Annotated in this window: 16 protein-coding genes; 14 read left to right on the plus strand and 2 right to left on the minus strand. The window is 36.1% G+C overall.

All coding sequences use genetic code 11. The annotated features are described in order from the left end of the window. Window position 1 precedes the first annotated feature (1 nt). Window positions 2-1,021 (plus strand): RES domain-containing protein, encoded by a 1,020-nt coding sequence (locus Q3Y49_RS09345; RefSeq protein ID WP_303272048.1) that lies wholly within the window; start codon window positions 2-4, stop codon window positions 1,019-1,021. Between the two features lie 105 nt (window positions 1,022-1,126). Further along, complete coding sequence (locus Q3Y49_RS09350; protein WP_303272049.1) at window positions 1,127-1,651, plus strand: hypothetical protein; 525 nt, start codon at window positions 1,127-1,129, stop codon at window positions 1,649-1,651. A gap of 261 nt (window positions 1,652-1,912) precedes the next feature. On the opposite strand, the gene Q3Y49_RS09355 is transcribed toward Q3Y49_RS09350, so the two are convergent. Continuing rightward, on the minus strand, window positions 1,913-2,938 hold the full coding sequence (locus Q3Y49_RS09355) for an IS110 family RNA-guided transposase (protein WP_303272050.1): 1,026 nt from the start codon (window positions 2,936-2,938) through the stop codon (window positions 1,913-1,915). Window positions 2,939-3,181: 243 nt separating this feature from the next. On the opposite strand from Q3Y49_RS09355, the gene Q3Y49_RS09360 reads away from it, so the two are divergent. From Q3Y49_RS09360 to Q3Y49_RS09415, 12 genes are all read left to right on the plus strand, one after another. After that, entirely contained in the window at window positions 3,182-3,760 is a 579-nt protein-coding gene (locus tag Q3Y49_RS09360; RefSeq protein WP_303272051.1) for a hypothetical protein, read from the plus strand. Between the two features lie 220 nt (window positions 3,761-3,980). After that, window positions 3,981-4,964 carry an SRPBCC family protein gene (locus Q3Y49_RS09365; protein ID WP_303272052.1) on the plus strand — a complete coding sequence of 328 codons (984 nt, stop codon included), beginning with the start codon at window positions 3,981-3,983 and terminating at the stop codon, window positions 4,962-4,964. Window positions 4,965-5,153: 189 nt separating this feature from the next. Beyond that, entirely contained in the window at window positions 5,154-5,342 is a 189-nt protein-coding gene (locus Q3Y49_RS09370; RefSeq protein ID WP_303272053.1) for a hypothetical protein, read from the plus strand. Then, complete coding sequence (locus Q3Y49_RS09375; protein ID WP_303272054.1) at window positions 5,339-5,710, plus strand: type II toxin-antitoxin system death-on-curing family toxin; 372 nt, start codon at window positions 5,339-5,341, stop codon at window positions 5,708-5,710. Before Q3Y49_RS09370 ends, Q3Y49_RS09375 begins: the two co-directional genes overlap by 4 nt. 145 nt (window positions 5,711-5,855) lie before the next feature. Continuing rightward, complete coding sequence (locus tag Q3Y49_RS09380; protein WP_303272055.1) at window positions 5,856-6,380, plus strand: hypothetical protein; 525 nt, start codon at window positions 5,856-5,858, stop codon at window positions 6,378-6,380. 221 nt (window positions 6,381-6,601) lie between these two features. Further along, window positions 6,602-7,480 carry an amidohydrolase family protein gene (locus Q3Y49_RS09385; RefSeq protein ID WP_303272056.1) on the plus strand — a complete coding sequence of 293 codons (879 nt, stop codon included), beginning with the start codon at window positions 6,602-6,604 and terminating at the stop codon, window positions 7,478-7,480. Between the two features lie 308 nt (window positions 7,481-7,788). Then, on the plus strand, window positions 7,789-8,388 hold the full coding sequence (locus Q3Y49_RS09390) for a DUF6624 domain-containing protein (protein ID WP_303272057.1): 600 nt from the start codon (window positions 7,789-7,791) through the stop codon (window positions 8,386-8,388). 483 nt (window positions 8,389-8,871) lie between these two features. Beyond that, entirely contained in the window at window positions 8,872-9,411 is a 540-nt protein-coding gene (locus tag Q3Y49_RS09395; protein WP_303272058.1) for a hypothetical protein, read from the plus strand. A gap of 168 nt (window positions 9,412-9,579) precedes the next feature. After that, window positions 9,580-10,017, plus strand: a complete 438-nt coding sequence (locus Q3Y49_RS09400; RefSeq protein ID WP_303272059.1) for a hypothetical protein — start codon at window positions 9,580-9,582, stop codon at window positions 10,015-10,017. Window positions 10,018-10,085: 68 nt separating this feature from the next. After that, complete coding sequence (locus Q3Y49_RS09405; protein ID WP_303272060.1) at window positions 10,086-11,024, plus strand: response regulator transcription factor; 939 nt, start codon at window positions 10,086-10,088, stop codon at window positions 11,022-11,024. Between the two features lie 113 nt (window positions 11,025-11,137). After that, complete coding sequence (locus tag Q3Y49_RS09410) at window positions 11,138-12,451, plus strand: vanadium-dependent haloperoxidase (RefSeq protein WP_303272061.1); 1,314 nt, start codon at window positions 11,138-11,140, stop codon at window positions 12,449-12,451. Window positions 12,452-12,527: 76 nt separating this feature from the next. Beyond that, complete coding sequence (locus tag Q3Y49_RS09415) at window positions 12,528-12,899, plus strand: VOC family protein (RefSeq protein WP_303272062.1); 372 nt, start codon at window positions 12,528-12,530, stop codon at window positions 12,897-12,899. An 88-nt stretch (window positions 12,900-12,987) separates the two neighbouring features. Here Q3Y49_RS09415 and Q3Y49_RS09420 read toward each other — a convergent pair whose 3' ends face one another. Then, window positions 12,988-13,992, minus strand: coding sequence for an adenosine kinase (locus tag Q3Y49_RS09420; RefSeq protein ID WP_303272063.1), 1,005 nt, complete (start codon window positions 13,990-13,992; stop codon window positions 12,988-12,990). Between the last annotated feature and the right edge of the window lie 23 nt (window positions 13,993-14,015).

The raw sequence follows: 14,015 nt of genomic DNA on the forward strand, positions 1-14,015 counted from the left end.
TATGTTTGTTTGTAAAAATTGTTTCTCAGATAAGGAGTTAAGAGCATTCATAGAATCTTTAGGTAAAACAGGTAATTGTGATGTTTGTAATTCAAATAATATTGCTGCTATTGAACTTACAGAACTTCTTGATTTCTTTCAAGAATTCCTTGAAAACTTCCGTAGGAGTGATACTGGAATACCATTGAAATCTAAAATTCAGGAGAGCTGGAGTTTCTTTTCATCTCTAGATTCTGCTTCAAAAATTCTTAACGCTGTAATTGGAAAAATTAATACTGAGATTGAAAACTCGAGTGATCTTGTTGATTATAAAGGGGAGATAATTTCAAATTATTCTTACTGGAATGAACTTAAAGAGATAATAAAAACCGAAAGAAGGTTCATCCCTGACATTGAAACAATTAAGGAATTAGGGTGGGATGGTTTTTTTAATACGCAATATGAATTAATTCCAGATGTAAAGCTTTATCGAGCACGGGTTCATCATCAAGGTGGAAATAAGGCCTACAATTCTTCAGAAATGATGTGTCCACCGCCTACATTGACTAAAGGAGGAAGAGCAAATCCTACAGGAATACCCTTCCTATACTTGAGTGATAATCCAGACACTGTGCTGTACGAAGTCAGAGCTTCTTACCTAGATGAATTAAGCATAGGAGAATTCCACCTTGTTGCTGAGAAAAATTCGATAAGAATTGTAGACTTCACAGAGGACACCCCACTTTTTCAGCCAGACCAAAAAATTGAAACTACAATTAAATCAAGACTATTGAGAGAGCTAATCAGCAGAGACCTCTCGAAGCCTATGAGAAGGTATGACACAGAAGTGGACTATATTCCTACTCAGTTTATATGCGAATTCATAAAGATTTATACAGGGGCAAGTGGAATTAGATTTAGTAGCTCACTGCACCCAGAAGGAAATAATATTGTGATTTTTGACCAAGATATAATGGAATGTAATAAGGTCACATTAAAAAAGGTAAGCTTGGTGAACCTAGGATCAACTGAGCTTAAATGAAAACACGAAAGCACAACAAAATGTATAGCGCATAGCTACCCTTCGGGATAGCAACGACACTATACATAGACGTTACCTTTCATAACAGGGCACATTATAGAACACATGAAAATAATCCTTTTTACCATCACCTTTTTTGTCTCACTGTCAATTAACGGACAAGGTTTACATGATCGTCACCCGGAACTATCAAAGTTTGCTAAAAATATTGATAACCAATTAGAATCATACAAATCAGTTATCCTTGAAAACGAGGAGTTTCTTGAAAATATGACGGATGGAGGAGGAATTCTAAAAGGATATTTTTCTGGGGACAAAATCGTTAAAATTGAACTTTGGGCTGGAGTTTCTAACGGCAAGCATGAATTTGACTACTATTTTAAAGATTCTGAACTGTACTATATAGTTGAGTCATTTAAGCGATATTCCTATGACGTGGATTCTGACACCTGGGACTACTCAAAAATGGACCAGGTCTTCCATGGCGACTATCTCTTCTCACCTACTTTTGATTACGAAACTATGGGGCACAACAGATTCGAAAATGACGAAATTGACCCCGAAGAGATATTAGCTGAGGAAGTAGAAAAGTATTTAACACTTTTGGACGAGAAAAGAAACGAAAGGTAACATAATATAAAAACCCATTTGCTCACCACCTTGTAGATTGTTGAGTGCTAAATAGCCCGTAATTTATGCTTGCTTTTCATAGCGAGCAATCAAGGATATTGCTTTGAGCATTTTTAGTAGTTATTGATTCTAAGCTTTTACAATTAATGAAGTGTATCAGTTTGAGGAGAAAGCATAAATTACTACTTTCAGTATTTCATAGCCTAGTATAGCCAACGCATTTTAGCCGGGCGATATCCATGATAATTTCAAGCTTTTCATCTATTTTTTATCCAATTTCTCTACATATGGTGTTCCTCGTTTAACAACCGCTACTACTCTATGTAATAATTTATTCCGAACTGCATTGATGGCACTCTTTTTCCCTTTACCTTCTTCTACTTTTCTCAAGTAATAATTCCGTAATTCCTCATGACACCTAATGGCATTCATCGAAGCCATATGTAGATGGCTTTTCAACACCTTATTGGCAAACTTAGAGGTGCCTGCTGGTGCATAAACACTTGTCCCACTCTGATACTCAAAAGGAGCTACACCACAATAGCAAGCTAATTTTCTACCATCTAGCATTCTACTAAAGCCATGGGTGTACACAATCAGATCTATTGCTAGTACTTTACCCACACTCTTTACTGAAGTGATCAACTCATATAATGCTCGTACTTCTTTATCAATACTTACCAGCTCTAACATCTTGGCCTCGACCTTTTCTATGGAATTCTTTAAACCCGTCAGTGCTTGTCTACACATGGAGCGCATTTCTCTTCCTGCTTTCTTATCAAAAGTCTCCATTTCCTTGATGGCTTTCTCCTGACTCTCTTTGCTTTTCATTAAACGAACCCTAGTTCGCATTAAGTACTGAAGCCTATCTAGGGTGGTAGACGTCAGTTGTACTAATTTAGCCTCCTTTTGATGAGTGTAAGCAAAGATGGCTATCCGCTCGGCATCGATTTTGTCCGACTTGCCTCTTACTAAGCCCATACTTCTTTTAATGTGTAAAGAAGATTCCATCCAAACTTTACAGCCTCTACTCAATAGGTATTTTACTAGATTTCTGGTATAGATTCCGGTATGTTCCATGCAGAACAAGCTTTGACTTTCCACTTCATTACCCAAGCTTTTCATCCACCGTTTCATATTCAAATAACCCTCCTTAGTGTTAGTCAACACTTTTGTTTCATACTCACCAGTCGTGGTATCAATCATGCATACGTCTAAACTCTCCTTACTTACATCAATTCCTATGATGTAAGCGTACATTGTTTGATTAAGTGACAGTTTCTTCATAATTTCATTTAATTAAATTCTAAACCTTGGTATTGGGTCCACGTGGTCAACGTTCCCTGATATCCATTTGAATCTGTAAATGAGAAGCAGTTTGCCGAATCGCCCGATAGGTCTTAATACCTGGTCAGCGCATGGTACTCAAACTGCTTCTTTTTCTTTATTAATTTAAGGATTTTATAATAAATGGAAATCTTGGAATAATGATATGGTTACAATCTAAAGGTTGGCAACCATGACCGAAAAATGAAGATTCTACTCCACTTAATAATTATTGCATTAGTCTTTTCTTGCAACGGCAAGACTGAACAGGAAAGCAAGGAAACTCGAAGTGTATCAAATCCAGCAGACTCAAGCGAACTTTCTGAGCTTCTTAAAGTAGAAAAGACACAGGCTCCTGCAAAAAAACCTACTGAATCAGAAACAAGACAAAAAACAGTGTCATTTAACTCGTTAAGATCTGAGCCATGTAATGTTAAAGTAATCCTCTACGTCCATCAGAATATTGATAGCTTGACAAAAGGTACAATTGATATGTTTTTAACGGTTTTCTCAGAGGAATGCGACAATCATGTTGAGTTTTCAGAATTCAGTCAAGAGATGATATTTGAGGTATTTAGCAAGTATCCAAAAGACGTTGCTGAACTAATAACAAAAAACAACTACGACTTGAACGCCATTACATCAGAACTTTGTTGCCCTTTACTCGACCCTGAAGTCAAGCCAATTATTAAAGATTTCGAGACTTTTGAGATTAGTAGTCCCAAAATAGATAGTATACTCATCGCACTCAATAGAGCTTTAGAATCCCAGACTAATGAATAGACGTTTGCCAACATTCTGTCATAAATCATGGCTGTTAGTAGGTTCTTGTTCCTTTGGCTCTTTGTAGAAAGCCCGTCAATACGCAGGATTGCCTTATTGGTAAAAGTTAATTTAATAAGCCAATCCTGCGGATTGCCTCGGTAGTTAACGCAAATTTTTATACTTTTAATCGGCCACGAATTTATACAGTGGCGTTAGAATCAATTGCTCCCAAATCTAAATGAATCAAAAACTCTCGAAATTTTTACTAATCCTTGGCCTTCCAATTTCCATAGCTCTCTGTTTTCGTTTCTTGTTTGGAAGCTCTTGGAATGACATTTGGTCAGTAATGACTGTTTCGTTCCTTGCTGGTCTTCCTTACCTCGTTGGTGTCATAACAATCTACTTTTCAAAGGAAGAAAACATAAAGAGTTTAGGATACCGCATTATAACGCCATGGATTCCAATTTTTGCTTTTTTCATTATCACTCTTGTTTTTTCCCTTGAAGGTTGGGCATGTTGGATTATGATTTTACCGCTATTCATGTTTTTTGCAAGCTTAGGAGGTGTAACCTGTGGGTATTTTAGACTCAGGAAACTTAAAAGGTCTAGTAAACTTCAAATCTCATTGGCATTTTTACTTCCAATTCTGATTGGACCAATTGAACATGAATTCGCTTCATCAAGATCACTTAGTCAAGCATACACTTCTATTGAAATTAATGCTACACCAGAGGCTATTTGGAAAAATGTAACACGAGTGTCGGTAATTTCTGACAAGGAACAAAACCGGTCCATCAACAGCTTTCTTGGCATACCAGAGCCAAGAAAAGCAGAATTGAATTATGAAGGAATTGGAGCAGTTCGTGAAGCCTCATTCTCTGGTGGACTGATATTCACTGAAATCGTTACCTCTTATGAACATGAGCAATTTATGGAGTTCACCATTGAACCGAATACTGGCGAGATTCCTTCAACAACATTTGACGAACATGTTTTAATTGGTGGCGAGTATTTTGACGTTTTAAAAGGAACCTATAAACTGAAACAAATCTCACCTTCAACTTTTGAACTCCAGCTCTGGAGCGAGTTTGAACTGAACACTTCCTTCAACTGGTATTCCGAATTTTGGGCACGACTTATAATGAAGGACATTCAGAACAACATACTGAAAGTAATTAAGAAACGAGCCGAAAAAAAGATTCTAACAAACGCTGATGAATGAATGGGGTTTCATCAGTCAGGACAGATGGGCGGTACTTGGAAAGTCAGCCACAATTTGTAAATTTATTTATGGCTGTGGCTGTGTGCGGATGGCAAGTTTGGTTGTTTCTAAACCCCACTCATCATAGCTAGGCGTTACTTTGAATTGCAGTTTCAAACAACTTTCATCACTTATTCGTATATTTACATTATGAGTAGAGAAGAAGTAAAATCAGAAATCAATAAGATGCTAGAGAGCATCCCTGAAGAAGCTTTACAGGAAGTTTTTGACTACTTAAAGTCTGTCAAGAACAAATCTACAGATTCAATTTCATTATCTAAAAATCTCCGGACAATACTAACTGAAGACAAAGAGCTATTAGAAAGATTGGCTAAATGATCTCCGAGGAAGAAGCTGCCGAAATTCACGATATCTTAATCGACAAATTTGGCGGATCAAGAGGTATCCGTGACAAAGAATTATTGAATTCAGCTGTAAATCGTCCCTACCAAACATTTGATGGAAAAGAGCTCTATCCCACAGCAATTGACAAAGCCGCTGCAATTCTTGAAAGTATAGTGAAAAATCATCCATTTTCTGATGGTAATAAAAGGACTGGATACGTTTTATCAAGACTTATGATAATGAATGATAAGCTCGATATTTATGCAGATCAAGACGAAAAATATGACTTGGTTATTTCAGTTTCAAAAGGCGAGAAAGATTTCGAACAGATAAAAGATTGGCTTGAAAAACACTCAAGGTAACAAGATATAAAACCCATTTGCTAACCACCCGGTGGCAAAGTGTCTGCTAAATACCCCGTAATTTATGCTTGCTTTTCATAGCTGGCAACCAAGGATAATGCTTTGGCAAACTCTGGAGTCTAGTTATTCTAAGCTTTTGCAATTAATGAAGGGTATCAGTTTGGGGAGAAAGCATAAATTACTACTTTCAGTATTCCATAGACCAGTAAAACAAACGGGTTTTTACACGCGCCCCTTAGCAATCAAAATGAAAATTGAAATCAATAAGACATTCAAACTAAAGAAAGGAGAAATTTCATTTGACCCAAGTGGACTGAAAATTTCAGATAACTCTAAGAAACAAAATCTAATGCAATTATTAAGCTCGGGTATGTGGACGATTTATGGAGTAATATCTGTATTTAGATATTTTAAAACGGGCGACCAATTTTTACTCTGGTCAGGTTTGTTTATTGGTTTAGCTCATTTGGTGCTTTTCTCCTTAAATCTATTTCGGTCAAACAAGAATGTAATTTTATTTGACGACATAAAGTCTATAAAAGTTGGAGAGCGGTTCAGCAATAAAGTATTAGACATTAGATTAAAAAACAATAGACTTCGAAGAGTTACTGGCGTACAAAATTCGCAAGAACTTGACGACTATATAAATCAAATATTGAGAACAAGATAGATCGAGGTTGTTAGCATTCTTTTAAAAATCATGGCTGTTATGAGGTTAATGTGATTTCATTTTACCGTAGACGGCACGGTAAACTGCAGGATTTACTTTTTTATGAAAATTAATCTAAAGAATATAATCCTACCAATTACCTCGGTATTTAACTTAAATTTTTATAATTTTAATAGGCTACGAATTTATTGACTGGCTTGATGAATTAAAAACCAGACGAAATGAAAAGGGTATTGAACATACTGATACTTATACCATTTTTTAGTTTTTCTCAAGGAGGTAATCAACCAATTATTGACATGCATCTTCATGATTATACGGAGCAAACTTATTACACAGCTCCAGCGCCTGATGGTGTCATGTCCCCAAAAGACTATCAAACTTATAGGTTTGAATTGCTGAAAGTTCTCCATAAATACAATGTTAAAAAAGCGGTCGTCAGCACTATCGGGGGCGCAAATAAATTGGATAAGGAGGGAATTTTTATCCCAGGCTATTATACAAATAGTCCACCAGAGGATACGATTGCTTTTAGGCAACTAATTGAATCTGGCGAACTGAAAGTATTTGGAGAAATCGGAGCTGCCTACGATGGACTTGCATTGTCAGATCCCAAATTTGAGCCCTTTTTAAAAATTTGCGAACGATATGATATTCCAGTAGCTGTTCACACTGGAGGAGGACCAGCTGATATTACTTATAGATGTTGTCCGAATTTTAGAATTAAATTTGGTGACCCCTATTTAATTGAGGATGTCCTCGCTAAATTCCCAAATTTGAGAATTTATATGATGCATGCAGGGGAAGTTTTTTATGAAAATGCCCTACGGTTGATGCTTCAATATTCCCAATTGTATACTGATTTAGGTGTTATTCTCTGGGTTCACGAGCAACCGAAGGATTTTGCGGAGCAATTTTTAAGGAATGCGAAAAAATATGGGCTAATTGACCGGGTTATGTTTGGCTCCGACCAGATGGTGTGGCCGCATGCCATTGAAAAAAGTATAAACGAGTTAAATAGTTATAGTTTTCTTACTGAAGAGGACAAAAAGAAAATATTTTACGATAATGCTGTTAACTTTTTACAATTAGAAGAATGATAGCATGAAATATTTTAGAGTAAGCTGAGTTAGATTCATAATTTAGGATTTAGGACTGCTGTACATAGAGAGTTGCAATTAAAAGTTTTCAATGCAATAGCAGACTATATCGAGATAAAACACAGAATATTGGATTTAATGAAAATCTGAATTTCTAAAAAAGTTGAACCCAGATTAATAGAAATGGCAGTTATAGGATTTAAGAGTACGTCTTATCGTATACATGCTTTTCAGAGCATTGGAAATGAAACTTTCCAGAAAGTCTTCACTTTTCGCCTCGGTGTTACAAGAAGCAACTTTTTTTCAATATGACCTACCCAGAAATTACTCGTACAATAACTAAAATAAAGAAAGCTGACCTGGCGCTTCGACAACAACTTGTGGACAAAGGCCAGCTAGGGGAAAGTTATGATAAAGAAATGGAAGAGCTGCATTACAAGAATGCAAGGATTCTAGATGAAATTATAGATACAATTGGTTATCCGACCCCTGAGAAAGTGGGCGAAGAAGCATCTGAAGCCAGCTGGTTGATCATTCAACATTCAATTAGTCGGCCCGACTTCATGCGGAAGTGTGCACAGCTACTCGAAAATGAAGTTAAGGCAAAAAAGGCTAACCCAAAGAATTTAGCTTACCTGACCGACAGGATAGCGGTTTTGGAGGGTAATCCACAACACTACGGCACTCAATTTGATTGGAGCGAGGAGAGGCAATTAAGTCCAAATAGAGTTGATAATTGGGCTCAAGTAAACGAACGAAGAAAATCGATTGGGCTAAACACGCTGGAACAGCAAACGGAGGTAATTAGAAAGCAAGCCAGATTGGAAAATAATGTTCCCCCAGCTGATTTTGAAAAAAGAAAGCAAGAAATGGACAACTGGAGGCAGAAGGTGGGCTGGATAAAGTAGGATGGATAGTTTTCTAATGGGTTCCTAAATTCCCCATATTTGTTGCTAGTGAAAGCAATTGCAAACGTGTTTTTAGAATGAAAACTAAGAAGTACTATGATTTTTAGCTTTTGATATTAAAATACCTTATTTATCAAAGAAGTAAACAGTAATCAAAGATTCTCATTTATATATGAAAATGGGTCAACTTAAATTGTGGGTGAATTGAATGGTCAATATTTCAAACTTCCAGGCGAATTCGTCTGGCCTAAGCATGAACGAAAAGAGGAGCAAGTCGTGATTATCCTTTTGACTGCAGTTTCTAATATAAATAGCTGCCATATTGGAGACGCAATGTTCAAATAAATGAAAGAGATAGCCTTTTTTAGGATAGCTCGACAAGAAGGAATTGTAGAGCAGTGTTTTATTTGCAAGAATTGTGAATCATAAGAAAAAAGATTTTAATTTACCGTAACAATTAGTCTATACATCTAAGGTATTCACATGTGGAATTTAAAATATATCCTCTATTCATTATTAGCTGTAGTTTTCACTTTTTTAATTCATGAGTTCTCGCATTGGATGATGGGAGAATTGCTTGGATATGAAATGAGAATGACTCTCAATACCGCCTATCCTGAAATTAGGAAGTATTATCATGACTGGCACTTTCAATTGATCAGTTCAGTTGGTCCGATTATTTCCCTTGTTCAGGCGATTATTTTTTACTTATTACTAAAGAAGTATTCAAACTATAACCTTTATCCATTTCTATTTACGTGTTTTTATATGGCTGTTCTATCAGGTGCATTGAGTTTTATAGGTAAAAATCCAAATGACTTAGGAAGAATAGGTATTTATCTTAATATTGGATCTGCCACTTTACATATCTTCTATATCATAATAAATTTTCTACTTGTTTATTTCATCTCCAAAAAACAGCATTATGGTTGGAAATTTAATTTAATCACCTATTTGATTATAACAGTATTCACATCTATATGGATATTGACAAATCAAGCTTTAAAGATAGTGCTTCTTTAGCGAATAAGATTCCAGCTATGGGAAAGAACTTGGTAATACAGCTTAGAAGAGGGGTTAAGCCTTTTTTCATACTAATATGAGACCTTTTTCCTACCCAATTCTTTATTTTTATAAAGTGAAGTCTAATAGTTTTGACAAAATGATTGTTAAACTTTTAATTATGTAGTCATGAAAAATCACAGTCTAGTTTTATTTACTTTCCTTCTAATGTGTTTAATAACATTTTATGGACAATCTCAGAACAATGGTGTTTCTATTTCAAATAAGTCACAGACCTCGCTGGATCTGCAGAGAAGTATTATTTTGGAAAACGACTCAGAGTCAAAAGAGATAATCATAAATATTTCAGAAAATACCATCAGATTTGACCTTATAATTAGCACATCTGTTTCGGGTGGACAGCTTTTAATTGAATTCTACAGTCCGGATAACAAGAAGCAAGGGAACTTCACAGTGGGAACACAGCTTAATTCAATAAAGAGAGAAATGGCGAAGGGTACGATTAGGAAGTCCTTAAATGAACCGCAGGCAGGACAGTGGAAAATACAGATAATTCCTACCGAAGCAAGTGGTGAAATAGAGATTCAGGCACGTACGGAAAATTAATTGTAGACAGTATGCTAGGTAGGTATGTTATAGTATTTTCTATTTGCTTTATTCTAAATCCTATGAGTATGTTAGGTCTAGAGAAATCAGAAGTTGAAATATCGGGAAAGTTAACGATAGATGACTCTTGGGATTCTAAGATTTACTTATCTCATATACCTACGTTTGATGATATGTATTTGATGTCGAATGAAATGATTTTGGCAGCGGCTACCATTGACAGTCTTGGCTACTTCCAATTCCATTTAGATTTCTTACCTAAATCAGATAATCTCTACAGGCTTCACCTCATTAAAAAAGGGGATAGCCGCGCAACATTGATAATTGGAGGGAAAAATGAAAACCACTTGTTCATCATTGCAAACAGCGAGAGTAATCTTGAATTAATCAATACATCTAAAAACCCACCATTTAGACAGGTCAGTTTCATGCGATCAAGTAGTAATTCTGATTTTCAGAAAGTGACGCAGTTGCTTTTTTTTGCGGATAGTATCGCTTCTGAAAGTTCTGCATCAAAGCGTGCCTTGCTTGAATCAGAATTGCAGAAGGATTTGCAGCTGATTGCAGATACTTCAAATAACTTACTAGTTTCACTTTATGCACTTTATAATAGTGACCTTAATTCAAGAAATTCTTCGAATATTGAGTTTTTAGAAACTTATTTTAGTAAGTGGGACAATACAGATAGTGAATACCTCAAGGCTTTTCGGAGTGAATTGCCAGTTAAAGATCAAAGCTCAAATTCTTATTTACTTGTTGTCACTATTGTATTGATGTCCACGGTTATCGGATTTTTAATCTTCAGGACAAGATTTAAAAAAGCTAGTGATTTAGAAAAATTAAGTATCCAGGAACGAAAAATATTTGAGGTTTTGCAACAAGGGGCTAGTAACCAAGAGATCTCTGACCATTTCAATATTGGTTTGAGCACAGTGAAATCGCACCTCAGCAGTATTTATTCAAAATTGAATGTGAAATCAAGGAAAGATATTGTTGATTTGAAGTAATAAAAAGTGATAGGAAAGCATACCTGGCTGGTTTAATAATTGGTATCTGGTAATTAATAGTGAGATTTTTTATTAACCATGTCTTGCTTATTTTTGCGAAAAATAAAGTGCTAATGACTAAATTTTCAGATTACTGTAAACAGCTTATATTTTCTTTAAGTTTTCTACTAGCCATGCTATCAAGTGTAGGAAGTAATGCCCAATTAACTGAATACAGAGCTTTTAAATTTGATTTTGCAGAACAGTTTGATCCATTGTCGGAGAAACAAATGGCTGAAGAAATTAAGAGTATTCAACTATTGCAAGAAAACCTCAATGATTCTGACCTCCAACAAATTAAGTATTGGAATAATGCTTACCCCTCTTACCGATGGCATCAGATTTTAATGGAGATCGGTAATGAACATCAGGGTCATAAAAATGGTGGCAGAGTCGCAATTTTGCATTTAGCAATTTATGATGCAATGGCAGCAGTTTGGAAACGCAAACAAAAATTTAATCAAAGCCCACCCTATGAATTAAATGAGGGAATTACTCAATTTGGAATAAAAACTGATTACTCTTTATTTGTCTGTGAATGGAGTGCAGCAGCAGCTGCTGCCCATCAAGTAATCTCTTATTATTTCCCTGAAAGCAAAGGAAAAATGGATAGCCTGTTTTCTCAGTTTAAGGAAGCCCGGCTCAAAACCGCTTTACAATTTCCATCCGATATAGAGAAGGGGATTAAAATTGGTAAAGCGATAGCAGCAGAATATATAAATTATGCTAAAAGTGATGGGACGAAAGAAATATGGAACGGAAAGATTCCTAAAGGTAAAAATTTATGGTTGGGAACTCCCAGTAAATGGGATCCCATGAAAGCAAAGTGGAAACCATTGACCTTAGAAAGTCAAGATCAATTCCTTCCTGGGCCACCGCCAAATGATTGGGAAGAGGAAATGGAAGAACTGCGCCAATTCAATAAAACCCACCAAAGCAGTGATATTGCTTGGAAATGGAAAAGTCAACCCGTTTTTGATCTCCTGATTGAACGTAAAATCTTGGAGTATAATTTGGATGCCTTTGAATCGGCTTTTGCCACAGCCTTATTTCATACTGCCCGCTTTGATGCTACCATTGCAGCATGGGACGGAAAATATCATTACTGGACGATTCGACCCTTCCAGTATGATCCAGAATTTAAACCTTTACTAGTGCAGACTCCAAACTTTCCTGGCTATCCTGCGGGACATACTACTGTGGCCGGTGCATTGGCTGAGGTGTTGTCTTATTTATTTCCAAGGGATGAGAGGCAGTTTCGTCAGCTCGCTTTGGAATGTTCAGAATCGCGTTTTGAAGGAGGGGTACATTTTAGAACAGATAATGAAGTTGGTTTAGAGGTGGGAAAAGAAGTGGGGGAATTTGTGATCAAAAATTTCGATAATTAAAAATTGGGTCGAAGAAACGGCTAACTAATTTTTTTTTATTAAATTGATTACATAAGTTAAAGAAAAATAGTATAAAATGAAGTTGGGTGCATTTTCAGTCAGTTTAGCAGTAAAGGATCTACAAACCTCAAAGAGCTTTTATGAAAAGCTAGGATTTGAAAAGTTTGGAGGAGATATGGAAATGAATTATCTCATTATGAAAAATGGGGATTCTTTGATTGGACTTTTTCAAGGCATGTTTGAGGAAAATATCTTGACCTTCAATCCGGGCTGGGATTCAAGTGCTCAGGAAGTGGAAGGTTATGATGATGTTAGAGCAATTGAAAAGGAATTGAAAAGCAAGGGGATTCAATTTGCTCAAGAAACGGACGGGAGTAAAAGCGGTCCGGCAAGTTTTGTAATTACCGACCCCGATGGAAATACGATTTTGGTTGATCAACATATTTGAAAAAGAAAAAGCCTCTAAATCACGTTAAGAGGCTTTTAAATTCCATTTCGAAAATTATTTATAATTTCTATTTTGTTATTATTTATTACTAATTATTCTGCCATCTATTCAATAACTCTTTAGCATCAGGCCAAGTTAATCTTGGTCCCATTTGCGTAACGATTTTCGAACTGGCCAAAGAGGCTAATTTTCCAGCATCAGCATAGCTATGACCATTGGTAATGGCATATAAAAAAGCACCGGCAAACATGTCACCTGCACCATTGCTGTCTATGGCTTTTACTTGGTAGGGTTCGATATCAATAAATGTGTCTCCATCATAGATAACAGCACCATTTTTCCCTTGCGTGATGGCAAATTTCTTCGCCACTTTCTTTAATTCTTCCCGGATACTTTCAATATCATTTTCTCCTGTGAATAAAGCAGCTTCTTCCTCATTGCAGAATAGTAAGTCCACACTAGCACCCACCACAGATTCCATTTGCTCTTTGAAATATCTCACCATCGATGGATCTGAAAAAGTTAAGGCAGTTTTTACGCCATTTTCTTCTGCAATTTTCTTAGCTTTTTTCATAGCAGCCAATCCACTTTCAGAAGTCACTAAGTATCCTTCCAGATACAAATATTTAGAATCTTTAAGTGCGTACTCATGAATTTCTTTTTCAGAAAAATCAGAAGTAATTCCTAAGAAGGTATTCATCGTTCTTTCAGCATCAGGAGTGGTCATCACCAAAACTTTCCCTGTTGTCCCAACGGGTGCAGTTTCTGGAGTTAAAACAGTATCTAGCCCATTTGCTTTCAAATCATTAAGAAAGAAGACACCTTCAGTGTCATTGGCTACTTTGCAAGAGTAAAATCCTTTGGCACCAAACTGACTCGCGGCTACTAAGGTATTGGCAGCAGATCCTCCGCCTTGCATGTGCTCTTCCGTAATTTTCATAGAATTGAGTAGTTCTGCCTGACGATCTTCTTCAACCAATGTCATTACCCCTTTCTCTACTTTATTCTCCAGTACGAACTCTTCTGATACTTCTGTGATAATATCGACTAAGGCATTACCTATTCCGTAAACATCATATTTTTTGTTGGACATAATATTTAATTAGTATTTAATAA

Origin of the sequence: Marivirga harenae (assembly GCF_030534335.1) — a bacterium.
Lineage (GTDB): Bacteria > Bacteroidota > Bacteroidia > Cytophagales > Cyclobacteriaceae > Marivirga > Marivirga harenae.

Coding starts and splice junctions, on each gene's coding strand:
- Q3Y49_RS09345 (WP_303272048.1), top strand. CDS start 2: ATGTTTGTTTGTAAAAATTGTTTCTCAGATAAGGAGTTAAGAGCATTC.
- Q3Y49_RS09350 (WP_303272049.1), top strand. CDS start 1,127: ATGAAAATAATCCTTTTTACCATCACCTTTTTTGTCTCACTGTCAATT.
- Q3Y49_RS09355 (WP_303272050.1), bottom strand. CDS start 2,938: ATGAAGAAACTGTCACTTAATCAAACAATGTACGCTTACATCATAGGA.
- Q3Y49_RS09360 (WP_303272051.1), top strand. CDS start 3,182: ATGAAGATTCTACTCCACTTAATAATTATTGCATTAGTCTTTTCTTGC.
- Q3Y49_RS09365 (WP_303272052.1), top strand. CDS start 3,981: ATGAATCAAAAACTCTCGAAATTTTTACTAATCCTTGGCCTTCCAATT.
- Q3Y49_RS09370 (WP_303272053.1), top strand. CDS start 5,154: ATGAGTAGAGAAGAAGTAAAATCAGAAATCAATAAGATGCTAGAGAGC.
- Q3Y49_RS09375 (WP_303272054.1), top strand. CDS start 5,339: ATGATCTCCGAGGAAGAAGCTGCCGAAATTCACGATATCTTAATCGAC.
- Q3Y49_RS09380 (WP_303272055.1), top strand. CDS start 5,856: ATGAAGGGTATCAGTTTGGGGAGAAAGCATAAATTACTACTTTCAGTA.
- Q3Y49_RS09385 (WP_303272056.1), top strand. CDS start 6,602: ATGAAAAGGGTATTGAACATACTGATACTTATACCATTTTTTAGTTTT.
- Q3Y49_RS09390 (WP_303272057.1), top strand. CDS start 7,789: ATGACCTACCCAGAAATTACTCGTACAATAACTAAAATAAAGAAAGCT.
- Q3Y49_RS09395 (WP_303272058.1), top strand. CDS start 8,872: ATGTGGAATTTAAAATATATCCTCTATTCATTATTAGCTGTAGTTTTC.
- Q3Y49_RS09400 (WP_303272059.1), top strand. CDS start 9,580: ATGAAAAATCACAGTCTAGTTTTATTTACTTTCCTTCTAATGTGTTTA.
- Q3Y49_RS09405 (WP_303272060.1), top strand. CDS start 10,086: ATGTTAGGTCTAGAGAAATCAGAAGTTGAAATATCGGGAAAGTTAACG.
- Q3Y49_RS09410 (WP_303272061.1), top strand. CDS start 11,138: ATGACTAAATTTTCAGATTACTGTAAACAGCTTATATTTTCTTTAAGT.
- Q3Y49_RS09415 (WP_303272062.1), top strand. CDS start 12,528: ATGAAGTTGGGTGCATTTTCAGTCAGTTTAGCAGTAAAGGATCTACAA.
- Q3Y49_RS09420 (WP_303272063.1), bottom strand. CDS start 13,992: ATGTCCAACAAAAAATATGATGTTTACGGAATAGGTAATGCCTTAGTC.